At 30.8% G+C, this 24,263-nt stretch carries 15 protein-coding genes and 1 tRNA gene; 5 read left to right on the top strand and 11 right to left on the bottom strand.

Translation table 11 applies throughout. The annotated features are described in order from the left end of the window. Positions 1 to 8: 8 nt before the first annotated feature. The 5 genes from ACFQ5N_RS00545 to ACFQ5N_RS00525 all read right to left on the bottom strand — a co-directional run bounded on the left by ACFQ5N_RS00545 (position 9) and on the right by ACFQ5N_RS00525 (position 9,733). The gene (locus ACFQ5N_RS00545; protein ID WP_386806839.1) at positions 9 to 866 is read right to left on the bottom strand and encodes a BadF/BadG/BcrA/BcrD ATPase family protein; all 858 of its coding nucleotides are present in this window, start codon (positions 864 to 866) and stop codon (positions 9 to 11) included. Positions 867 to 887: 21 nt separating this feature from the next. Continuing rightward, positions 888 to 2,963, bottom strand: coding sequence for a beta-N-acetylhexosaminidase (locus tag ACFQ5N_RS00540; RefSeq protein ID WP_386806837.1), 2,076 nt, complete (start codon positions 2,961 to 2,963; stop codon positions 888 to 890). Positions 2,964 to 2,972: 9 nt separating this feature from the next. Further along, positions 2,973 to 4,886, bottom strand: a complete 1,914-nt coding sequence (gene nagB / locus ACFQ5N_RS00535) for a glucosamine-6-phosphate deaminase (RefSeq protein WP_386806835.1) — start codon at positions 4,884 to 4,886, stop codon at positions 2,973 to 2,975. A gap of 172 nt (positions 4,887 to 5,058) precedes the next feature. Further along, positions 5,059 to 6,636 carry a RagB/SusD family nutrient uptake outer membrane protein gene (locus ACFQ5N_RS00530; RefSeq protein WP_386806834.1) on the bottom strand — a complete coding sequence of 526 codons (1,578 nt, stop codon included), beginning with the start codon at positions 6,634 to 6,636 and terminating at the stop codon, positions 5,059 to 5,061. Between the two features lie 4 nt (positions 6,637 to 6,640). Beyond that, positions 6,641 to 9,733 carry a SusC/RagA family TonB-linked outer membrane protein gene (locus ACFQ5N_RS00525; RefSeq protein ID WP_386806833.1) on the bottom strand — a complete coding sequence of 1,031 codons (3,093 nt, stop codon included), beginning with the start codon at positions 9,731 to 9,733 and terminating at the stop codon, positions 6,641 to 6,643. Positions 9,734 to 9,966: 233 nt separating this feature from the next. Between ACFQ5N_RS00525 and ACFQ5N_RS00520 the strand changes: the two genes are divergently transcribed. The 4 genes from ACFQ5N_RS00520 to ACFQ5N_RS00505 all read left to right on the top strand — a co-directional run bounded on the left by ACFQ5N_RS00520 (position 9,967) and on the right by ACFQ5N_RS00505 (position 14,344). Beyond that, positions 9,967 to 11,025 carry a sensor histidine kinase gene (locus tag ACFQ5N_RS00520; RefSeq protein ID WP_386806832.1) on the top strand — a complete coding sequence of 353 codons (1,059 nt, stop codon included), beginning with the start codon at positions 9,967 to 9,969 and terminating at the stop codon, positions 11,023 to 11,025. After that, on the top strand, positions 11,022 to 11,741 hold the full coding sequence (locus ACFQ5N_RS00515) for a LytR/AlgR family response regulator transcription factor (protein WP_386806831.1): 720 nt from the start codon (positions 11,022 to 11,024) through the stop codon (positions 11,739 to 11,741). The genes ACFQ5N_RS00520 and ACFQ5N_RS00515 overlap by 4 nt, the downstream gene beginning before the upstream one ends. A gap of 168 nt (positions 11,742 to 11,909) precedes the next feature. Next, entirely contained in the window at positions 11,910 to 13,220 is a 1,311-nt protein-coding gene (locus ACFQ5N_RS00510; RefSeq protein WP_386806829.1) for a sugar MFS transporter, read from the top strand. A gap of 20 nt (positions 13,221 to 13,240) precedes the next feature. Next, positions 13,241 to 14,344 (top strand): acyltransferase family protein, encoded by a 1,104-nt coding sequence (locus tag ACFQ5N_RS00505; protein ID WP_386806827.1) that lies wholly within the window; start codon positions 13,241 to 13,243, stop codon positions 14,342 to 14,344. Between the two features lie 29 nt (positions 14,345 to 14,373). Here the strand turns inward: ACFQ5N_RS00505 and ACFQ5N_RS00500 are convergent, their stop codons facing one another. The 5 genes from ACFQ5N_RS00500 to ACFQ5N_RS00480 all read right to left on the bottom strand — a co-directional run bounded on the left by ACFQ5N_RS00500 (position 14,374) and on the right by ACFQ5N_RS00480 (position 22,389). Continuing rightward, a complete protein-coding gene (locus ACFQ5N_RS00500; RefSeq protein ID WP_386806825.1) occupies positions 14,374 to 14,673 on the bottom strand; it encodes a chaperone modulator CbpM in 300 nt (99 codons plus the stop codon). Between the two features lie 2 nt (positions 14,674 to 14,675). Further along, positions 14,676 to 15,575, bottom strand: a complete 900-nt coding sequence (locus ACFQ5N_RS00495; protein WP_386806824.1) for a DnaJ C-terminal domain-containing protein — start codon at positions 15,573 to 15,575, stop codon at positions 14,676 to 14,678. 198 nt (positions 15,576 to 15,773) lie between these two features. Further along, positions 15,774 to 17,912: a YccS family putative transporter gene (gene yccS / locus ACFQ5N_RS00490; protein WP_386806822.1), complete on the bottom strand. Its 2,139-nt coding sequence runs from the start codon at positions 17,910 to 17,912 to the stop codon at positions 15,774 to 15,776. Positions 17,913 to 18,033: 121 nt separating this feature from the next. Further along, positions 18,034 to 21,948 carry a sensor histidine kinase gene (locus ACFQ5N_RS00485; RefSeq protein ID WP_386806821.1) on the bottom strand — a complete coding sequence of 1,305 codons (3,915 nt, stop codon included), beginning with the start codon at positions 21,946 to 21,948 and terminating at the stop codon, positions 18,034 to 18,036. A 368-nt stretch (positions 21,949 to 22,316) separates the two neighbouring features. Continuing rightward, positions 22,317 to 22,389, bottom strand: a tRNA-Met gene (locus ACFQ5N_RS00480). A 367-nt stretch (positions 22,390 to 22,756) separates the two neighbouring features. On the opposite strand from ACFQ5N_RS00480, the gene era reads away from it, so the two are divergent. Continuing rightward, complete coding sequence (gene era, locus ACFQ5N_RS00475; protein ID WP_386806819.1) at positions 22,757 to 23,638, top strand: GTPase Era; 882 nt, start codon at positions 22,757 to 22,759, stop codon at positions 23,636 to 23,638. Between the two features lie 39 nt (positions 23,639 to 23,677). Here the strand turns inward: era and ACFQ5N_RS00470 are convergent, their stop codons facing one another. Next, entirely contained in the window at positions 23,678 to 24,193 is a 516-nt protein-coding gene (locus ACFQ5N_RS00470) for a GTP-binding protein (RefSeq protein ID WP_386806818.1), read from the bottom strand. Positions 24,194 to 24,263: the final 70 nt, after the last annotated feature.

Below are 24,263 nucleotides of genomic sequence, written 5' to 3'. Positions count from 1 at the left end.
ACAATAAACTAATCTATAAAGTTAGATTCTTTTATTTTGTGAATTACATTTTCAATAGGTCTTTTCACAAACCTAGAAGCTTTAATTCCGTTTTCTTTTAAAATTTCCATTAAAAAATCTTGTCCGTAAAAAGCAACAGAACCTACAAAATATAACGGTACTGTTTTTAGCTCATCTTTAAATTGTAGCACGTGATTTTTAACAAATGTTCTAAAACCATCTTTAATAATAGATGCCATTAAAGGATGCTCTTTATTTTTAAATAGAAATAAAGCAAACTCAGCTAAGTATTTATTTGGTGTGGTATTTTGATATAGGTTTTCAAGTACTTCGTTTTCATGTACAGAAAATTCAATTTCAAATAACTGCTTTAAATCTGCAGGCATTTGATTGTAATAGTAACATTTTAATAATTCTTTCCCAAAATAATTACCACTACCTTCATCCATAAGCATATAACCCATAGAAGGAACTTTTAAATGAATATTTTCACCATCATAATAACAACAATTTGAACCAGTACCCAAAATACAAACAACTGCTGCACTATTTGTAGTTGCCCAAACAGCTGCCATGGTATCTTCTTTAACAGTTACAAATGCATTTGGAAAAATGGCTATCAATAAATTTTCAAGCATATTATTACTTTGAGGGTTATTACAACCAGCACCAAAAAAATAAATAGCAGTTATTTCATTTTTATATTGCAGTAATTCTTCACACGTAACTAAAACCTCTTGAATATTTTTTTCTGTTAAAATTGAAGGGTTTAAACCTTTTGTTTTAATTTTAATAGGTTCTTGTTTTTTATCTTTAAATAAAACCCAGTCGCATTTTGTTGAACCACTATCTGCAATTAATAACATAATTGTTTCTTTTAAAATTTATTATTGCTTCAAACTGTTCGTTTTTGGTGCAATTATTGTCTTGTTATTTTGAACTAAAAATGCATACAATTTTTGAAAATCATTTAACACCGCTAACTCTACATCAACAACCGGAGTTTCAAGAGTTTTTAATAAACCCTCTATTTTTTGAAGTTGCTCTTTGTTTACTTTGCCTTGTTCTAAAGCTTCATTAAATGACACTGAAATTGCATTTAAATTTGTGTAAATAGGCGAAATTGAACTTAAAATAGGATTTTTATGCAATGCGTTAAACATTTTATAATTCAAAATCCAAGAGTCAAAAAACGATGTTAAAGCATTTAAATTTGGAGCACTTTGATTTTCAACATAATTATCAACAACCTTTTTAAACGCAAAACTATCAGCAGCATCTACAGTACAAGCATCAGCAAATAAGGTAAACGGTGAATAGGTTTGATACTCAACTCCACCTGCATTTCTTGAATAAATTTTTATAGGCTCACATAACTTTGTTAAAACCTCTAATGATTCTGTTGGTTGATTGTTTGTAATGTTTCTTAAAATCACATCTCTATTTCTAATATGATCTACTCCTAATTCTTCCAATCTAAAGCTTACATAATCCAAACGTTTGTACATATTTTCAACGTTATTAACAGACGCGTCAGACCAAAATCGTTCAGCTATAGCAGCAGTTCTTGGCCACAACCTTGAATCAATATTTAATGGCGTTACCAATTCACTCCACATTGTGGCTTCTCCACCTAAAATTCTCGCTCTTTCTTCAGCGGTTAAGTTGTTGTTTTTAGGAAGTGGATCTACCAAATAATGTTCACTAACTGGTTGCATTAAATCAATATAAAAACCATTTGAAAGCACCGTGTTGTAACCTCTTTTAGCAGCAGTAATTAAAGATTGCCCTAATTCAACACCTTCATTAACACCTTTCCAAGAATGAATTAATGCAGTAGTAGGCATTTTATCAGTCATAATTTCTTCCCAACCCATTACTAACTTTCCGTGTTTGGCTAAAATTTCTTCTAAACGAATATTGAAAAATGTTTGTAAGTCGTGATTGGTTTTTAAATTATGCTTTTGTTTAAATTGTTGAATATGCGCATTCTCATCCCAATGTTTACCTTCATTTTCATCGCCGCCAATATGTACATATTTGTCTGGAAATAAAGTTGCCATTTCACCAAATAAAGCACCTAAAATTTCATAGGTTTTTTCATTTGTTGGATCTAATGTTGGGTGAAATATCCCAGAATTTCGTTCAATTGTATACACGGTATCTTTACTTGCAATTTCAGGAAAAGCCGTTAAAATAGCAGTTGCATGTCCTGGTACATCTACTTCAGGAACAACTCTAATTCCACGGTCTGAAGCATATTTTACAACATCTTTAATTTGTTCTTGTGTATAATACAACCCGTCTGAACCAAGTTCGTGCAATTTTGGATATGTTTTAGATTCAATTCTAAAACCTTGATCATCAGTTAAATGCCAGTGAAACACATTCATTTTAACTGATGCCATGGCATCTAAATTACGTTTAATAACCCCAATTGGTTGAAAATGACGAGCAACATCCATCATTAATCCACGCCATGTGAATCTAGGAAAATCGTTAATTTTTGCTTCTGAAAAATAAAAAGAAGTAGCGCTATTGTTAAGTAACTGCAACAACGTTTCTAATCCATAAACCACACCAATATCTGTAGCAGCGTGCAATGTTATTTTTGTAGCTGAAACATTTAATTGGTACGATTCATCTTGATTAATTCCTAACTTGCCAATACCATCATATGAAATTTCTAACGCAGTATTTTTAGCTTCTGAAGCTATAACAGGAAATCCATTTTCTATAAATACACCCGTTCTTCCACTTAATCTTCTTAAAAACTTAGTAGCCGCAATTGATATTCTTTCAGAATTATTATTGTTTACCGAAATTGTAAAGTTTGAAGCTATTGTAAACTTACCTTCACCCACAATAACTTCTTGAGGCCAAGGCATTAAGTTTAATTTTTCAGTTTGACCAATAGTTGAAATTGCATACAAACCTAAAAACACTAACAGAAATTTTTTCATACTATTTAATTAAAAATGATATCTTTTAAAAGCCTCTAAAGCAGCATAGTCTGCTAATCCTAATTTATGATATTTTCTTGCTGTATCATTGTTACGTTCTTCAGCACGCACCCAAAATTCACGAGTATCATTTCCTTGAAACATTACATCATCTTTTTGAGATTGGTGAAAGAAAATTGCTTTTCTCTTTTTCAACACTTGATCTGGACTCATAGGAACCGCCATTTCAATTTGATGCACATCCCATTCGTGCCAAGCTCCACGGTATAACCAAACCCAACAATCATCCATATAATCATTGTGTTTTAATTTTTTTAACGCTTCAAAAATGGCATCTAAACAAACTTTATGTGTTCCGTGCGGGTCAGCTAAATCTCCTGCAGCATAAATTTGATGTGGTTTTACTGAGGCAATAATATTTGCAACAATTTCAACATCAACAATACTTAACGGATTTTTCTTAACGCGACCTGTTTCATAAAAAGGAAGATTTAAAAAGTGTACATTTTCATCTGGAACTCCCACAAAACGAGTGGCAGCTAATGACTCTCTTCGTCTTATAATTCCTTTTAAATTTCTAACTTCAATTTCATCTTCAATATCACTAACCTTATTGGCTATTTTTCTAATAATATCATCTACTTTTGGGAAAGTTGGATTTACATCTTTAATTACCTCAGCATATTTTAAAGCTTCTGAATCTGAAACTGCAATATTTCCTGAAGTTTGATACACAACGTGCACATCATGACCTTGCTCTACCAATCTATCAAAAGTACCACCCATTGAAATTACATCATCATCAGGATGTGGGCTAAAAATAATAATACGTTTTTTTGCCGGATTAGCTCTTTCAGGCCTTGATGAATCATCAGCATTTGGCTTTCCTCCTGGCCAACCTGTAATGGTGTGCTGAATTTTATTAAACATTTTAATATTAAGATCGTAAGCAGATCCTTCTTGTACTAATAAACTTGACATTCCGTGATCATTGTAATCTTTGTCTGTCAACTTTAATATAGATTTCCCGGTTTGTTTACACAACCAAACAATTGCTTTACTAGCTAATTGCGTATCCCAAATACAAGGTCCTACTAACCAAGGTGTACTTAAACGCGTTAAATCTTGTGACGCTTCTTCATTTAAAATAAATGTAGTGTTTGCGTGATTTTGCAAATACGTTGCAGGAACTTCAGAAGTAATTTCTCCTTCAATAGTTTCTTTTACAACAGATGCTTTATTGTGCCCCCAAGCTAATAATACAATTCTTTTGGCTTTTTTTACTGTACCAATACCCATAGTTATGGCTTTTTTAGGTACATTGTTAATTCCTAAAAATGAAGGTGCAGCATCTTCTCTTGTAATATGATCTAAGGTAATGCTTCTAGTTCCTGAATTGTAGTGTGATCCTGGCTCATTAAAACCAATGTGCCCTGTTCTACCAATTCCTAGTAACTGAAAATCTAATCCTCCATATTCTTTAATTTTTAAATCGTAATCAATACAATATTGATGTAATTCTTCTGGAGAAACTGTTCCTGACGGAATATGAATATTCTCTGGGCTTATATCAATATGATTGAATAAATGTTGATGCATAAAGTAAAAATAACTATGCATACTATTTTTATCCATTGGATAATATTCATCTAAATTGAAGGTTATTACATTTGAAAAACTTAAACCTTCTTCATTGTGCATTCTTACAAGTTCTTCATAAACTTTAATTGGTGAAGATCCGGTTGCAAGTCCTAAAACACAATGTGCATTGTTTGCTTGTTTTTCTCTAATTAACGAAGCAATTTCTTGCGCAACACAAATAGATGCCTCGTTAGAAGTTGAAAATACTACATTATGTATTTTTTCAAAACGTGTATCTTCAAATTGTCCTGCTGGTTTGTGTGCAATAGTTGTATTAATCATAGTTTGTGTGTTCATCATAAATAATTGTATTACAGTAAATTTACTAAGGAATAGTCAAATAGTTGTAATTATTCGACCAAAAGCAGTTAATTAACTACATAAAACAAGCGAGAAGGATTAATTCTCGCTTGCGAACATTAATTAATCAATTTTTAAATTTATTTTACCAAATTTAAAAGTTACTACCATCTATATCCCACCAAAGTCTAGTTCCTCCGTTATCAGGACCATTTAAATAACCTACTGCAATAGCAACGTTATCTCCATTGGTATTTACTTCATTTTCAACAAAATTTATTCTTCTAATTTGAACATCTGTATCAATTGTTCCACCACTATTATTAACAACTACTGGGAAAATTCTTGGGTAACCAGTACGTCTAAACTCTGACCAAGCTTCTTGACCGTCAGGGAACATTGCAATCCATTTTTGTGTTATAATTTGCTCTAATTGCTCTTCATTTGTTCCTGAAGTGTTGTATGCAATTGTAACATCACTTGGATACGCAATATCATTAGTTGCATTTAAAGCATCTACAAAATCATTAGGTGTACTTACATTATCAGCTAAATAAGCATCTACTCCAGAAACTCCGTGCTGACCAAAAGAAGCACGTACACCATTTTCATAATGTTCTTGAGCTGTTCCTGCATTGCTCCATCCTCTTAAAGCTGCTTCAGCTCTTAAGAAATAAACCTCAGCTGCAGACATCCATTGCATAGTTTCACTATCTACAACACTTCCTATTGAAGAATGTGCTCCGTATTGTCCTTTTGCTTCAATCTCAATCCCCATACGAATTCCTTTATAAGCACCAGCTAATGCAGGATCTTCTGCAGGATTGAAATACACTTCTTTTCTACCATCATCAAAACCTTCTAAAATAGATTCCATTTCAGCACCCATTCTAACATCTCCCCAAGAACCACTAATTACAGTTAAAGGGTGTGCAAATCCTGTATTGATATACATATCGGTTGCTTCTAAGAAACCTGCATCACTTGACAATGATTTTTCTCCTTCAGCACTTGCCAAAGCAGGATCAACTTTTACAACACGCATTGCCAATCTTAAACGTAAAGAATTTGCAAATTTACGCCACATTGCAATATCTCCGCCTAATGAAGACATATCAAAAGGAGCAAATTGTGCATCGTCTTCAAAAGCTTTTAATTCGTCAATTGCTGTTCCTAATTCTGTAAAAAATGCTTGGTACGCTTCACTCTGAGAATCATACTCTCCAGTTGTTTCAAAATCATCAAACTTTGTATAACGTATTGGTCCATAAATATCAGACACTCTATGCATTGCTGTTACTCTAATTATATTTGCCAAATGAACAAATTTTTCACCTGAAGCATCACCACCTAAAGCAACTGCATTTTTAATATCTAAAGCAAATGGCATTACGCTTCCGTAAGCATCAGACCAAGGAAAACCATTCCATCCATCAACCAATGAATAGGTCATATTATTTACGTTCCCTGCAAAAGGTGTTGGAGGTGTCATATAACCTGAGTACACATCACCTAAAAGGTTTTGTTGTAATTGAAAGTTCCAAGCTGGAGTTACGTTAAACACATTTAAAAACATAGGTGTAAAAGAACCTCCAATATGATTGTTCATTTGTGTTAAACTTTCATTTGAAATACCATTTGGATCCGTATTTATATCTTCAAAATCGCTGGTACAATTTGCTAAACTTATAGCAATCAAAGATGCTAATGTATATTTTAATATTTTTTTCATCTTCTTAGAAATTTACGTTAATATTTAATCCAATACTTCTTGTAGATGGTTGACCGTAGATATCAACACCTTGTAAGCCCATTCCTGTACTTGAAGCAATGTTTGGGTCAAATGGAGCGTCTTTATAAATAAAGAATAAGTTGTTGGCTATTAGTGAAAAACGAACGTTATCTATTACAGTATTCTCTAACATTAGATTGTACCCTACAGACAATTCTCTTAAACTTACATTGGTAGCATCATAAACATATTCACCTAACATACCTGCTCTACCACCTGTTTTTAAGTAATAATCTTGAGCTGTCATTTGTTGTGCGTTTCCATTTACATCAACAACATCAATCATTCCTCCATTGGTGTTTCTTGCATCAGCTGTTGCTTGAGAAACTCCATAAAAATCATTTACAGCTTCAGTAACACTTACAACGTCTCCTCCAAACTTACCATCAATTAAGAAGTTTACTTGAAAATTTCCGAAGTAAAAAGAGTTACTCCAACCTAAAGTAAAATCTGGTTGTGCGTGTGCGATTGTTTCAAAACCTGTATCTTGAATGCTAAATCCTCCTGCACCATCATCAGCAACAACAGCTAAACCATCTTCATTTCTAACTACTGAACGACCACGAATACTACCAAAATCTTCACCTTCAATTAATGAATATCCATACCCATTAACTCCTGGCGCTGTAATAATTGCTTCACCATCTTGTAAAGAAGGGTGAACTTCAATTACTTTATTGTTGTTTGTTGCAAAATTTAAAGTACTTTCCCAAGTAAAGTTATCATTCACAATAGGTTTTCCAGCTACTGTTAATTCAACTCCGCTATTTTCAATTTCACCTGCATTTACAATGTTTTGAACATATCCGTGTACGTTTGGCTCTGCAGTTATATAAAATATTTGATTGGTTGTTTTTGTATTGTAATACGTTAAATCAAAACTCAACCTGTTATTTATAAATCTCCACTCAGTTCCTATTTCAAAAGAATTTTGTTTTTCAGGCTCTAAAGTTTCTCCTTCAATTACACCAAATGTTGGTTTTCCAAAGTTAGTTTGCCCTGTAGGAATTGAATTTAAAGGAATTGTTGCATATGCAGGAATATCTTTACCAACAATTGCGTAAGATGCTCTTAATTTTGCAAATGTAACAGCCTCTGGCAATTCAAACATTTCACTTAAAATTCCTGTCAATCCAAAAGAAGGATAAAAGAACGAGTGACTATCTGTATTTACTAATGTTGAAGACCAGTCGTTTCTACCCGTAACATCTAAGAATAATAAATTTTTATATCCCAAATTAGCAGAAGCAAAAATAGACTGTACTTCACGGTTTACAACAGATTGGCTTAAGTTATTTGTTTCAGCAAAATTTGCAATAGTAAATACATTTGGATATGTTAATCCTTTTCCATTTCCTGAATCTAAACTTATTTGATCACCAATTTTATATTTAGTTAAACTAGTTCCTAAAACTGCTGATAATGTGAAATCTTCAGTAATATCAGTACTATAATTAGCAATTAAATCAATGTATTGTTGTGTATTCTCTGTTTTATTTAACATATATCTTCCTGTTGCAGGAGACAACGTTAAATCTGTTCCACCATACACTCTGTTATCATACGTAAAGAATGATTTATCTAAACTAGCTCTTGACTGCACAGAAAAATTATCAGTGATTTGATATTTGGCAGAAACATTTGCTACTACTCTTTGAGCTATATCTTTTGTTTGGTTCTTACCTGTTAACCAATAAGGATTTTGCTGAATATTTTCATCAAATGATGTTGCATATTGATCCATCATATTTGTATCTGTATTTAAATACTCATAATTTTTATAAGCATCTAAATCAACACCAACAGGATTTAAATACAAACCTGTTAATGGGTTTGAGTACAATCCATTCACTGGTCTGTTCCAAATACGTTGATCAGACAAGTTAACACTTGCAGTTACATTAATTTTATTATCAAAAAAGCTTGCAGTTTCTTTTACATTAAAATTATTTCTTATCAACCTATTGTTTGGTACAACACCGTTTACAGCTGTATTTGCATAAGACATATACGTTTGTGCTTTTTCATTACCAGCCATTAAAGACAATGATTGGATTGAAGTAAATCCAGTTTCAAAGAAATCTTTCGCATAATCATTACTTAAACCACTAGTTTTAGCTCCCCAAGATTTAGGATCTGTAACGTTTCCATTTATTGCAACCGCTTCTCCTACAGAATTTGATTGATATTCTGATTGTAATTCAGGTAATGACGTTACATTATCAATAGTTAAACTTGAATTGAAGTTTACAGAAAGCTTCCCATCTTTACCAGACTTTGTTGTAATTAAAATTACACCATTAGCTCCTTGACTACCGTATAAAGCAGATGCCGAAGCTCCTTTTAATACCGTTAAGCTTTCAATATCATCTGGATTAATTAATGATAAAGCATCACCACCATCAACATTTCCAGCATCACTACCAAAAATTCCATTTCCTCCATCACCATTTTGACCATTACCACTGTTTAACATAGGTACACCATCAACAACATATAAAGGATCATTATTTGTTGTTGAAGAGTTACCTCTTAATACAACTTTTGAAGATCCTCCAGCTCCTGATGAACTTTTTGTAATAGTTACACCTGATGATTTACCAGATAAACTGTTAATAGGATTTGTTTGTTTTACCGTTGTTAAGGCATCACCTTTTACTTCTTGAGCAGAATAGGTTAACGCTTTTTTCTCTTTTTTAATTCCAAGAGCCGTTACAATTACTTCGTCTAAACTTAAAGCATCATCTTCTAAAACAGCATTCACTGTATTTGAATCTTGTACCGTAATCAATTGCGTTTTCATTCCCATAAATGAAAACTCCAATACATCGCCTTTTACAGCTTCAATTGAATAATTTCCATCATAATCGGTTTGAGTTCCTTTTGCTGTTCCTTTAATAAGAACATTTACTCCTGGTAAAGCAATTCCATCAGACTGTGCTGAAACTACTCCTGTGATTGTTCTCACTTGTGCCGTTACATCATCTGTAAAAGCAAGCGAAAAAACCATTAGTAATAATAGTATTAATTTTTTCATAAATAATTAAATTAGTTAAATTTTGATATGATAAACTTATAATTAGCATTATCTTTCGCAAAAGAAATTCTATAAACAACATTAAAAAAACAACAAATAACAATTATTTTATTATTAACGAAATCTCAATTCCATTAAAAAATTTATAATAGATGAAATATTTTGTTGAAATAAAAAAAACTACTACTTTTTGCCGAAATTAAACGAATTATCCAGATAAAAAAGCTATTACATTGAAATTAAAGTGGTTAAAAAACACAAGTTACTCTATCCCAACAAAATACCATATTTTGTTTTGGTTTAGCTATTTTACATTTAATGTAATTAGATGGGGAAGCTATTTTGATGATTATTGGTATTCCTTAAAGTCTAATTTTGTAGAATTCCCTCTTCATATTTTATTAGTTTATTTTAATATCTACTTTTTAATTCCAAAGTATATTTTAAAAAAGAAATACTACACATATATTATTGTACTAATTTTAGTACTATTTATTGCTTATTTTTTAAGAACCGAATTAAACTATTTATTGGTCACCAAAAATATATGGCCTGAAGCTGAAACTACGCAACAAGCATTTACATTTAACCATATTATTGCGGTTATATTAGGTGAAATTTATGTAATTGCCCTAGCAACCGCCATAAAACTAACTGTAGATTGGGTTTATGAACGTAAACGCGTACAAGATTTAAAAAAAATACAACTACAAACTGAATTAAACTTTTTAAGATCTCAAATTCAGCCGCATTTCTTTTTTAACACATTAAATAACTTATACGCACTTACACTTGAAAAATCAACTATTGCTCCAAGTGTTGTTTTAAAATTATCTGAAATAATGCAATATGTATTATACGATGCTAAAGGTGATACTATTTCGTTATTTACAGCCATAAATTACATTCAAAATTATTTAGATTTAGAACGATTACGCTATGGCAACAACATACAAGCATCAACAGATATTATTGGAAACATTGATGAAATAGAGGTTCCACCAATTTTATTTCTACCCTTTATAGAAAATTGCTTTAAACATGGTGCAAAAAATAATGATAATATTGAAGTTGCAATTAGTTTTGAAAATATTGAAAATAAATGGCTTATATTTAAAGTCGAAAACACCTATAAAAAATTAGATAAATTAAATGAAGCCAATACAAAGCATGGCATTGGACTTCAAAATGTTAAACGAAGATTGGAACTGTTATTTCCAAATAATTTTGATTTAAAAATTACGGTACTTGATCAAAAGTATTGTGTTTTTTTAAAAATACCTATTCAATGAAAATTAAGTGTATCATAATTGATGATGAACCACTAGCAATAAAGGTTATTGAAAATCACTTACAAGATTTTGAAAACCTTGAATTAGTAGCAACTTTTAACACAGCAATTGCTGCTTTGTCTACAATTGAAAAAAATGAAATTGATGTCATTTTTTTAGATATTAACATGCCTAAAATGAGTGGCCTTGATTTTTTGCGCTCATTACCTTCAAAACCACACATTGTAATTACTACAGCTTACAGAGAATATGCTGTTGAAAGTTTTGATTTAGATGTTTTAGATTATTTAGTAAAACCAATTCCGTTTGGACGCTTTTTAAAAGCAATTAATAAAATTACCAACAGAATTGAACTTGAAAAAGAAAAAACCAATGAGGTTTCATTTCAAGAAGAACCTTACATATTTTTAAAAGTTGACAAAAAGTTAATGAAAATTAAACTAAACGATATTTTATTTATTGAAAGTTTAAAAGATTATATAAAGGTAATAACTGTTTTAGGCGACTATTTAGTTCATAAATCTATGACAAGTATTTCTGAAGAATTACCACAAGAAAATTTTTTACGAATCCATCGTTCCTTTACAATAGCAATAAATAAAATAACATCTGTTGAAGGAAACTCTGTAGAAATTGCCAATAGAAGAATTCCTATTGGAAGAAATTACCTGCAATTTGCAAAACAAAAAATATTAAATATTAATTCAGAAGAATAAACACCTCTTTTAGTATTGGTTTTTATGTTCGTCTATTAATTTTGCTTTTTCAGCTATTATTTAATGCTGAATAGAGAAAAAAATTAGAAATCATTCTTTATTCACTTACTTTTAATACATATTAAAAACTAGAAATAAAATTAATCAAATACAAAGCAAATCATAGCTATGCCAACCTCAACTCAAAAAAACACACTTATTCCAATTCTTATAATTGCAGGACTATTTTTTATTTTTGGTTTTGTAACTTGGATTAACGGAGCGTTAATTCCATTTATGAAAACCATTAATGAATTAACTGATGCTCAGTCATATTTAGTAGCTTCCGCATCCTATATTTCTTTTGTTGTAATGGCAATTCCTGCTTCAAAAATCATCAATAAAATAGGTTACAGAAAAGGAATGTCTTTAGGTTTAATTGTGATGGCTGTTGGTGCACTGGTATTTATCCCTGCTGCAGAAGCAAGAACTTATTGGATATTTTTAGCTGGTATTTTTATTCAAGGAATGGGAATGACATTATTACAAACGGCTTCAAATCCTTACATTACCATTTTAGGCCCTATTGAAAGTGCTGCAAAACGTATTGCAATTATGGGAATTGCAAATAAAGTGGCAGGTGCATTAGGTTCGTTAATTTTTGGTGCACTTTTACTTTCTGGAATCGACACCATAAAAGAGCAACTTTCGACAGTTAGTGTTGAAGAAAAAAATCAATTGTTAGATACTATGGCAGATAGTGTGGTTACACCATACATTGTTATGGCGGCTGTTTTATTTGTGTTAGGTATTTTAATTAGAAAAGCACCGCTACCGCACGTAGAAGCTGCACCTATTGAAGAAGCTGAAGATGGTTCATCTACAAAAACAAGTATTTTCCAATTTCCACATTTATGGCTAGGCGTTTTAACACTATTTGTATATGTAGGAGCAGAAGTTATTGCTGGAGACACAATTATTGCTTATGGTATTTCATTAGGATTTTCTGCAGATGATGCTAAATTTTTCACCACTTTCACATTAATGGCTATGGTTGCAACATATGCTTTGGGTGCTTTGCTAATTCCAAAATTTATTAGCCAAGCTACAGCGTTAAAAGCAAGTGCAGTATTAGGAATTATTTTCACTTTTTGTATTGTATTTACATCCGGTTTTACATCTATTTTATTTGTTGCAGGCTTAGGAATAGCAAACGCATTGGTTTGGCCAGCAGTTTGGCCATTAACACTTAAAGGTCTAGGTAAGTTTACAAAAACAGCTTCAGCCTTATTAATTATGGCTATTTCAGGTGGCGCAATTATACCGCCGTTATATGGCAAATTTGTAGATGGAAATAAAGCGGATTTAATTGCACAAGGAATGAGTGAAGCTGCAGCTACTGCTGAAGCCGCTACTGGAGGCTATTGGATTTTATTACCTTGCTATATTATTATTTTATACTACGCAATTGCCGGACATAAATTGGGTTTAAAAAAATAATCACCTAAAAACAATTACATATGCCTGCCAAACGACTATTAGCTCTTGATGTTATGAGAGGCCTAACCATTGCTTTAATGATAATGGTTAACACTCCCGGAAGTTGGAGTTATGTGTACGCGCCATTATTACATTCTAAATGGAATGGTTGTACACCAACCGATTTGGTTTTTCCATTTTTCTTATTTATTGTTGGTGTTTCTATGTGGTTTTCTTTTAAGAAATTTAATAATGGAATTACAAAAAACGCCTTATTTAAAGTTGTAAAACGAGCTTTAATTATGTTTTTACTAGGTGTTTTTTTAAACGGATTTCCTCTATTTGATTTTGAAAACTTACGGTATTTAGGCGTTTTACAACGTATTGCAATTGCATATTTAATTGGAGCTTTACTATGTATGCAATTTAACTACAAACAAATTTTAGTTGCTTTTGGAATTATATTAATTGGCTATTGGGGTTTATTATATTTTTCAGTTACTGAAGGACCTTATGATTTAGCTACAAATTTGGTTAGAAAAATAGACTTGTTGCTTTTGGGAGAACAGCATATATACAGCGGTTTTGGATTACCTTTTGACCCTGAAGGTTTACTCTCTGCAATTCCATCGGTAGGAACTTTATTAATGGGATATTTTACAGGGAGATTTATTGAACGCTCTTCAAACACCATGAAAGCCATAAAAAAACTGCTTTCAATTGGAGCAATTGCTACTTCCATTGGTTGGGTTTGGAACTTTGTTTTCCCAATTAACAAAGCTTTATGGACGAGTTCTTATGTTTTATATACCGGTGGTTTGGCTATGGTATTTTTAGCAGTCTTACTTTGGTTTATTGATGTAAAAGGATTTAAAAAATGGTCAACACCTTTTATTCATTTTGGAACAAACCCTTTGGCTATTTATATGTTCTCAGGAATTTATGTACTAACTATTAGCTACTTAATTAAAATAACAACTGCTTCTGGTGAAGTTATTAGCGGATATAATTATTTATATTCAGAAGTATTTGTGCCTATTGCCGGAAATATGAACGGATCTCTTTTATTTGCAATTACACATATCATTTTTTTCTGGTTAATTACCTATGTTTTGTATATAAAGAAAATATTTATTAAAATATAATCACCTTACAAACAACATCATACACATATTTAAAAGTCATTTTCATACAAGCGCAACCTGTTTTGTAATGAATTCATTTCATTTTGAAGACTTTTCATTTTTTGTAATAGATTAAAAACAACGTCAATTCCTTCTATATTTACTTTTAATTCTTGATGAATTCTAATCATTTTCTCAACATCACTAATTGAATTTTGATGCAAACATTGTGTTTGTTTAACGGTAGTTATTTCTACCAATCCTTCTTCTTCTAATTGTTTAAAAAAAGAAACCTCAACGTTGTAATGATCGCATAATTGCAGTATTGAAATAAAATTTTGCCCTTCCATACTTATTTTAATTTTGCTAATTCTTCAAATAATTCTTTCTCTTTTTGACTCAAATTTGTAGGTATTTTAATTTGATATGTAATTAATAAATCTCCAAATTCACCTTCTTTTTTATACACCGGAAATCCTTTTCCTTTTAACTTTGCTTTGGCGCCATTTTGTGTACCAGGTTTTATAAGAAGCTTTACTTTACTATCAAATGTATTTACAACAACTTCACCTCCCAAAATAGCGGTATACAAATCAATGTCAACAGTACAGTATAATTTACTTTTTACTCTTTTAAAACGCGAATGATTGGCTATGGTAAATTTAATTAACAAATCTCCATTTGGGCCATTGTTAACACCTTTACCTCCGTGCCCTTTAATTCTAATTACTTGTCCGTTTTCAACACCTGCAGGAATGGTTAACCTAATATTTTTACCATTAACAGTTAAAGTTCGTTTATGTGTTTTGTACACATCTTCTAAATTCAAATGTAATTCTGCATTAAAATCTTGTCCCTTGTATGTTGCATTTCTACCAGATGATCTTGAACTTCCAAAAGGTGAGCCTCCACCACCAAACATTGAACTAAAAAAATCTGAAAAATCTTCTTCAGAATAATGCTGAGAATGCCCTTGGTGTGAACTTCTAGATTTTTGTTGTTGATTCGCTTTTTCATAAGCCTCAGCATGTTCCCAATTTTCACCGTATTTATCATACTTTTTTCGGTTCTCAGGGTTACTTAGCACTTCATTGGCTTCGTTAATTTCTTTGAATTTAGCCTCAGCTTTCTTGTCGTTAGGGTTTAAATCTGGGTGGTATTTACGAGCTAATTTCCGATAGGCTTTTTTAATGTCGCTCTCTGAAGCAGTTTTGGCAATTCCTAATATTTTATAATAATCTACATATTTCATTTTAATCACAATTTTTGAAATGTATAAATAAGTTTATAAAAAAATAGCAGAAAACCATAAGCATTTTCTGCTCATTCTTCATTTATATAAATATACTCATTTTTTCAATGAAAAGTAGCTTAAAAAAAAAATTAACTGTTAATCTTCTTAAAAACAAACATTTGAAACAAATGCAAAAACACAAAACTAATAAAATTTTTAACTATTTTTTGTTTGCTTAAACAGTTTTGCTTGCTCCAAAATTTGCAAGGTCACTTCAGTAATATTGTACAGTAAAACATATTGTATTTGAGTAGCCTCTTCTTTTTTAGACAGCAATTGTGTACTAATTTCTTCTAAGCTATTTTCAATAGTTTTAATTTCGCTATTGTTTTGAGTAGACAACCAACTAAAAGCTTCATCTAGCGCTTTTAAAATATGATTTTCAAATACCAATACGTTTAATGTTTGGTTTCCTTTTTGATTTCTATGCGCTCCTAATGCAGATAAGTATGAAAGTAGTGCGTGATTTAAATAGGTTAATGTAAAGGCCGTATTTTTAAGTTTTTGATGTTTTTTAGGATCTAACTGCATATTTTGCCAAGCCATTACCAAAGCATTATCTGCTCGGTGTGCTTCTCGCCTTGCAATTCTATAATTTAAATCATTATTTACAGGAAATTTATATTCATTTAAAATAGCTTTTAAATACGCTGTATTTTTAAGAATTACTTCACTTAACAAATTAGGTAATTTCTTGTATTGCCAATTAGGCCATAAAAACCGCACTACCAAAAATGTAATAAATGCACCAATTAACGTATCAATTAAACGAGGAATCATTACATCAACTCCTTTATTAGCAATAATATTAAATGCACACAGTACAAAAATGGTCATAAAAATAATACCTATTGAATATTTGCGTTTCATCCAAAACAAAAACAAATACGCAGAAGCCAACATTAAAACAATTTGCCCTGAAAAAGAAAATAACTTGATAAGTAAAACACCCAAAATAACCCCTGAAAATGTTCCTAAAATTCTTTGTAACAGTCGCTTTCTAGTTTCACTATAACTAGGTTGCAACACAAATAAGATAGTTAAAATTATCCACTCACCTTTCTCTATTTGCAAATACATATACACCGCATAGCCAATTAAAAAAGAAATACTTAACCGTATTGCATACTGCATTCTAGGATGATTAAAGTTTAACAACAACTTCAATCTCTCAAAATAACTACGCTTATTTTTATCTAATTGAGGTAATAAATCGGTATCATAATTTTCTTGAATACTTTTTAAAGTTTCATGAGACTGTGTTAAATTAAGAATAAGCAATTTTAGTACAATTGGCGTATTTAACTTGTTATTTTCAAGTGAATTATTAATAGTTTTTGTTAACCAACCTAGAGCAATTGGATGCCTGTAAGCAACACCAGTAAGTAAGCTTTCTGCAAAATTTTGAGTTGCGTGTGAGAGTTCATGTAATAGTTGCCTTATTCCTCCTATTAAATCACTGCTTGAAGGGTTATTACTTAACAAGTCATAACGTTCATGGCTAGATGCGGCACGCTCATGTAAACTTTGTAAAACCATAAAATAATATAAATAAGGCTTTAGTGGCTCTTGATTACTAAGTGATTCTCCATAACTATTTAAAACTTCTTTACACCTATCTAACGCTTCAACAGTTTGTACATTAAGTAGTGATAACCTTGCTCTTATTTCTTTTTCGGTATCTTTATTACTAGGAAAAAGTTTTGATTTCTCATTTAAATACAGTGAAAGTGCAGAAAAACCTCTGGCCAATTGTTCTTCTAAAAGACTGTAAGGTTTTAAACGCAATAATATGTAAGAGAACATTCCGTAAATAAAAGCTCCTGATATTAGTAAAATTGGCTGAATGTACCAATTTGGGCTAATTTGAGCTCCAATCATTGTATAAATACCAACTAACAACGCACCAAATGTTACTCCTCTATAACGCTCACTAAAACCGCCTACAACAATAAAAATAATGGTAGATAGCCCAAGCCCCACACCTAACAAAATTGGATATGGTTGCAATAACTCAACTGAAAAACTTGAAATTGCAAAACTAATAACCTTCAAAATCATAGATTTAAAACGCCCGTTTGGATGATCATCAGTTTCAGAAAGAGCACCTGCTAAAGCACCTAAACCTAAAGTTACTGCATAAAAAGGCAACCCTAAACTCACCATTGAAATAACTAAAATTCCAATTACTAATGTTGCTTTAAAAGCCAATAATCTATTTGGATTGCTTAAAAAACTTGTTCTAAATGAAGTATACCACGGTAGTTTTTTTAGGTAAAAAGAAAGTTGCTTCATTTTTAATAAAAGTTAGGTATCACATTAAAATTGGGCTACAAAAGTACACAATTCAATTTAGTAAACCTTTACAAAGTTGAATTTCAAAAAACGTAGATTCAAACTTTAATGGTTGAATTACTTATAAGTTTTTAGGGATTATAAATGATATTGTACAACCTTTACCTTCTTCACTTTCAGCCCAAATTTCCCCTTTGTGAACATCTACAAATTCTTTACACAAAGCTAAGCCCATACCTGTACCTTTTTCTTTAGCTGTTCCTTCTCTTTTATAATTAAGATCTATCCTAAATAATTTATCTACAAACGACTTAGGTATTCCCACACCGCTATCAATAACTTGAAACTTTATTTCTTCACCAATATCTTCAATATCAATTTTTATATTGCTTTTATGAAATGAAAATTTTATTGCATTTGATACAATATTACGCATTACCGTACTCAACATATTTTTATCGGCGCGTAACACTATTTCTTTTGGTTTAAAAGAAAGTTGCAGTTCAATTTCTTTATTCTCGGCCATACTTGTTAAAAGAGAAATCTCTGCGTCAACAACAGCCCGTAAATCAACCATTTCAGGGTTAAAAGGCATAGTTCCTTTTTGAGCTTGCGACCATTGCAACAGATTATTTATTAAGTCTTTAATAGAAGTTGCCGATTTAAATGCGTAGTCTATTAAACTAATTCTTTTCTCATCACTATACTCTGAAAAATTCACTTTCAAAATCTCTAAAAACCCAACCATAGCTCCTAGCGGATTTTTTAAATCATGTGCTAAAATTGAATAAAACTTATCTTTAGTAGCATTGGTTTCTTCCAAAGCTGTCTTTTGTTCAATTAAACTAAGTGCTTGGTTTTCAATTTTATCATAAGCCTCTGCATTATCTAAGGCAATTGCTGTATATATTCCTATATTTTGAATTATATTTTGATGATAAACTGTATATAAATGTTTTTTATGCGATTGAACCGAAATAACACCAATTTTTTTCCCTTTTACATTTAATGGAATACATATTAATGAACTTGGCAGCTTTCCTCCTAAAGGATCCTTTATTTCACTTACAAATTTATGATGCTCTTTTTCAAAATCGTTAATAAGAACCTCGCATTGATTTCTAAAGCACCATACCGAAATTCTAGCTAAATCTTCTAATTTATAAGAGTATTCTGGAATTGTTTCTCCTAACTGTTTGGTACCTTTAAAAACAAGTTCATTCTTTTGTTCATCATAAATTCCTATAGAAAAAACAGGAACATTCATCATTAATTGAAGACTTTGGTAAGCTATTTCAACGATTTCTTCAACAGATAAACTCATAGTAATTTCTTTCCCTATTTTACTTAAGGTTTCAATATTATTATAAGCTTTCTCTATTTTACATTTCTGGTTTTCAAGTTCTTTATTTTGCAGAAGAATAGACTCTTTTTGAATTAAAATTTCTTCATTACTGTCTTCTAACTTTGTATTTGCCTTTTGCAGTTCTGAAGTACGTTCTAGGACTTTTTCTCCTAAAACTTCCTTTTGCCTTTTTAATTCGTTTATCTTATAAAAATAACCTCCAACTATAATTGCAATTAATAACAATAAAATGAAAGCTTTAAACCATAAGGTTTCCCACCAAGGTGGCAATATGGTGATTTTTAATTGTGCTCCTTCTTTGTTCCAAACACCGTCGTTGTTAGAAGCTTCAACTCTAAAAACATAATCTCCTGCAGGTAAATTTGTATAAGTGGCTTCTCTTTTGTTTCCAATATAATTCCAATCTGCATCAAAACCTTCCATTTTATGTGCAAATTGATTTTTTGAAGGAGAACTATAACTAAGCGCCACAAAACTAATGGTAAATACAGATTGTTTGTAATTTAAGCAAATGGATTTAGAGTTTCTAAACTGTAAGACTAACTCTTTATCCTCCTCGTTTTCAACAATTGACTTATTAAATAATTTAAAATCGGTAATCGCTACTTTTGGAATATTTACATTATCTACAACATGTGACGGATTAAATTTATTATACCCGTTATTTCCTCCCAAATACATGTCTCCAGATATACTTTTATAAGCGGCATTTAAACGAAATTCGCCTTTTTGAAGCCCATCTCTTTTGTCGTAATTTCTAATACAAGTGCCATTATTATCTTCTTCAGGATTAAATACGGCTAGTATATCATTACTTGTAATCCATAAATTACCTTTATCATCAGATAAAATATTACTAATTACATTCCCTGGTAATCCATTCAATTCACCATAATGAATAAAGTTACCTTTATTTTCATCATATTTATTTAAACCGTCATAAGTACCAAACCAAATATTTCCGTTTATATCTTCACAAATTGAAGTTACATTTGAATGGCTAATACTTGATGTATCTACATAATCGTTTGTATATTGAGTAAAATTATCTTCGGCTCTATTATATTTATTTAAGCCCGTTTTTGTAGCAATCCATATTCTTCCTTTTGAGTCTTTAAAAACTTTATTCACATTATTACTACTCAACGACTTAGAATTATTTTGATTAGATGTATACCTTTTAAAGCTTAAATTAGATTTATTAAGTTTAATTAACTCTTTATTGGTACCTATCCATAATTCTCCGGACATTCCCTCTTCAAGACTAATAGCATCAATATCCTTTATAATTGGTGTAAATTCATTCTTTTCTTTATTAAACAAGCTTAAACCTCTACTAGCTCCAACCCAAAAAAGGCTATCACTATCTATAAGAATTGATTTTATATTATCACTTAAAACACCTTTTGGATTATTCTTATTGTATTTAAAATAGTTGTATTTGCCTGTGTTTTTATTGTATAAATTTAAGCCTCCTCCTTTAGTACCTATCCAAGTTTCAGCACCATTTATAAAAAACACATTTATTACATTATTATTAATCCCTTTAAAATTGTTGTCGTATGTACTGTAATTTTCAAACTTTACTGGTCCATTATAAATATAGTTTACACCATCAGTATATGTTCCAATCCAATAATCACCTTTACTATCTTCATAAAATGAATACAATGAATTTGCTGAGATACTCCTTTCATCCTCATGATCTTTTTTATGATGTATAAAAAGTGGTTTTGCTTTGTCTTGCTCACTAGGCACCAATTCATCTAATCCAGATTTAGTAGCAATCCAAATTGTACCATCCTTTCCAACATGAATTTTCCTTATAACATCACTTGCTAAACTCTTTTTATCACTTTTTTTATGCTGATATTTTTTAAAAACACCACTATTAATATTATCTAATCTGTTTAAACCTCCATCGTATAAACCAATCCACAGTCTTCCTTTTTTATCTATTTGCAGTGCTGAAACATAGTCTTTAGTTAAACTAATTTTATTATTTTTATCATGTTTAAAATGCTTTAAGGTTTTGTGGTTTTTTACATCTAATAAGTATAAACCTGTTTTTGTTCCAACCCAAGCCAAACTATCTACAGATGAAGTTATAATTGTTTTAACAGCTGTTTGGCTTAAATCATCTTTTTCATAGGTTAAAAACTTATCAAGTTCCTTGCTGTAATAAACTAATCCTTTATCTGTACCAATCCACATCTCATTATACACATCAGTATAAATACAATGAATTAAATTACTTGGCAGTGATAATGAATCGGTTTTATTATTTAAATATTTATGAAATTCACCTGTGTCATAATCAAATTTATTAATTCCATTATTACGTGTACCTACCCAAATATTTCCGTCTAAATCTTCTTGAAGTGCCCTTATTTCGTTATCACTTATACTTAATGAATCATTATCATTATGCTTATAAACGGTGAATGAATAACCATCATATTTATTTAACCCACCCGCACGAGTACCAAACCACATAAAACCTCTACTATCTTCAAGAATTGAAAAAACAGAGCTTTGTGATAAACCATCTTCAATAGTAAGTTGATCAAATTTTGGGGAGCTATACTGTGCATACATTGTATTTGAAAAAACAAATAAAGACAATACAACCAACAAAAAAGTATGTGGGGTTAAGTTAAAAAACTTCATTCACTAATTGGGGTTTGTAATAATCAATAAAGTTAGAAAATATTTAATTATTTAAAGCGAAAAATTAAAAAAACACCATTTTATTACAAGAAACCACCCCTTGTAAAGAAATGAAAATGAACACCTAACTACTAAAACAACGCGTTACCACCTTATAAACACACAAGAAATGAAACAACACAAAAATTTTATTCAACACTAGAACTTCACCTTAAAAAAAGATAAAAATCCTATTTAAATTAATGCTTTTGTTTGTAAAGAAACTACGAGACACCCCAAGTTAATTCATATAATAGTTGTATTCCTTTTTAAAGAGCAGTTATGTATCTAAAACAAAAAAGCTTCACATTTCTGTGAAGCTTGCTTAGTAGCGGGGACTGGACTCGAACCAGCGACCTTCGGGTTATGAGCCCGACGAGCTACCTACTGCTCTACCCCGCGATTTGGATTGCAAATATACAACTTAATTGCAATAAAACAAGCATATAAATTGTAATAATTAAACTTTTTTATTCTAAAAAAACTTAGGAACACACAAAACACAAAGTAACCTTATGAACCCCAAATACATACACTTCCACCAACATTCATCTTTCTCATAAATATTTCTAAATAAATTTTAAAAACCTTAGTAAAACAATTAAAAATAACCTTTTGTTCTATTCAATTACCCCAATTATTCCAATTCAAAAACTAAAAAACAACCAAATACATTTATAAGTAACGCTTTAAAAGCATTAACTTTTCTATAAAAACTATGGACATCACGTGCAATTCAACTAACTTTGCCGTTTTATAACAACTTTTTATGGCACACAAAGCAGGTTTTGTAAACATTATTGGAAACCCTAACGTTGGTAAATCAACATTAATGAATGCATTGGTAGGTGAAAGATTATCAATAATTACATCTAAAGCGCAAACAACACGTCATCGTATTTTAGGAATTGTAAATGGTGATGAGTTTCAAATTGTTTTTTCTGATACGCCAGGTATTTTAAAACCAGCCTATGAGTTACAAGCATCTATGATGGATTTTGTAAAATCCGCTTTTGATGACGCTGACGTGCTCATATATATGGTTGAAATTGGTGAGAAAGAGTTAAAAGATGAAACGTTTTTTAATAAAATTAAAAACTCTAAAACACCTGTTTTATTATTAATTAATAAAATTGACACTTCAACACAAGATCAGGTAGAAGAAAAATTATTGTATTGGAGAGAAAAAGTACCAAATGCTGAAGTTACTTTGGTTTCGGCTCTTGAAGGCTTTAATGTACAGGGTGTTTTTGATAGAATTATAGAATTATTGCCAGAATCACCTCCTTTTTACCCAAAAGATCAGTTAACTGATAAACCTGAACGTTTTTTCATAAACGAAGCTATTCGTGAAAAAATATTAATGCATTATAAAAAAGAAATTCCTTATTCAGTTGAAATAGAAACTGAAGAGTTTTTAGAAAGTGAAAAAATTATAAAAATTCGTTCGGTTATTATGGTTGAACGCGACACTCAAAAAGGTATAATTATTGGTCATAAAGGTGCAGCTTTAAAACGTGTTGGTATTGAAGCAAGAAAAGATTTAGAAAAATTCTTCGACAAAAAAATTCATTTAGAATTATATGTAAAAGTGAACAAAAACTGGAGAAGTGACAAACGCCAACTTCGTAGGTTTGGATACAATGAGTAGTTTTTTGTGCCAACCAACCATAAGTTTGAAAAATACGTTTTAATTTTTAGGCTGTTTATCCAAAGTTTTCATCATAAAATGGTATAACTCGTCCATTTGTTGATGTCCAATACTTTTTCCCCAACGTCCTAAAAAATACATAACAAACCATAAAACTGGCAAGCCAATTACCATATAAAGTGCCAAGCTATAATCTGTTTTTATAGACCATTGTACATACGCTGTTATTGAAAAACCAATAAAAGCAACGGCTACAGCAAAATGAAAAAACATAAACATTGTCCAAACTTGTGGCTTAGGGCCAAACAAACCTTTTACCACAGTTTCTTTACCTTTAATTTTCTCTACTTCAATATTTAATTGCGGAGACCAAAAATGACTTTCGTCCTTTGGAACATCAATAATAATATGTCCATCAACAATTTTACTGCAATATTTACATTCGCCATCTTTCAAATTATCTTCAAATTTTGAGATAATTTCTTGTTGGCTTTCATTAAAATCCATTTTAAATCTAGGCCTTAAATGTATATTACTGTTCTTCTTAGCTTCCATATGGCTTGTTTTCGATTTGTAATATACTATTTTTAAACAAATTATAAAATTTGGATTCAGCAAGCATCGG

It is taken from the genome of Lutibacter holmesii, assembly GCF_042679665.1.
Classification (GTDB): domain Bacteria; phylum Bacteroidota; class Bacteroidia; order Flavobacteriales; family Flavobacteriaceae; genus Lutibacter; species Lutibacter holmesii.
Note: the sequence above shows the minus strand (reverse complement) of the source record. Positions and strands in the feature narration are given on the sequence as shown.

Excerpts from the sequence above, each read along its gene's own strand:
- ACFQ5N_RS00545 (WP_386806839.1), bottom strand. The coding sequence starts at position 866 with ATGTTATTAATTGCAGATAGTGGTTCAACAAAATGCGACTGGGTTTTA.
- ACFQ5N_RS00540 (WP_386806837.1), bottom strand. The coding sequence starts at position 2,963 with ATGAAAAAATTTCTGTTAGTGTTTTTAGGTTTGTATGCAATTTCAACT.
- nagB (WP_386806835.1), bottom strand. The coding sequence starts at position 4,886 with ATGATTAATACAACTATTGCACACAAACCAGCAGGACAATTTGAAGAT.
- ACFQ5N_RS00530 (WP_386806834.1), bottom strand. The coding sequence starts at position 6,636 with ATGAAAAAAATATTAAAATATACATTAGCATCTTTGATTGCTATAAGT.
- ACFQ5N_RS00525 (WP_386806833.1), bottom strand. The coding sequence starts at position 9,733 with ATGAAAAAATTAATACTATTATTACTAATGGTTTTTTCGCTTGCTTTT.
- ACFQ5N_RS00515 (WP_386806831.1), top strand. The coding sequence starts at position 11,022 with ATGAAAATTAAGTGTATCATAATTGATGATGAACCACTAGCAATAAAG.
- ACFQ5N_RS00510 (WP_386806829.1), top strand. The coding sequence starts at position 11,910 with ATGCCAACCTCAACTCAAAAAAACACACTTATTCCAATTCTTATAATT.
- ACFQ5N_RS00505 (WP_386806827.1), top strand. The coding sequence starts at position 13,241 with ATGCCTGCCAAACGACTATTAGCTCTTGATGTTATGAGAGGCCTAACC.
- ACFQ5N_RS00500 (WP_386806825.1), bottom strand. The coding sequence starts at position 14,673 with ATGGAAGGGCAAAATTTTATTTCAATACTGCAATTATGCGATCATTAC.
- ACFQ5N_RS00495 (WP_386806824.1), bottom strand. The coding sequence starts at position 15,575 with ATGAAATATGTAGATTATTATAAAATATTAGGAATTGCCAAAACTGCT.
- yccS (WP_386806822.1), bottom strand. The coding sequence starts at position 17,912 with ATGAAGCAACTTTCTTTTTACCTAAAAAAACTACCGTGGTATACTTCA.
- ACFQ5N_RS00485 (WP_386806821.1), bottom strand. The coding sequence starts at position 21,948 with ATGAAGTTTTTTAACTTAACCCCACATACTTTTTTGTTGGTTGTATTG.
- era (WP_386806819.1), top strand. The coding sequence starts at position 22,757 with ATGGCACACAAAGCAGGTTTTGTAAACATTATTGGAAACCCTAACGTT.
- ACFQ5N_RS00470 (WP_386806818.1), bottom strand. The coding sequence starts at position 24,193 with ATGGAAGCTAAGAAGAACAGTAATATACATTTAAGGCCTAGATTTAAA.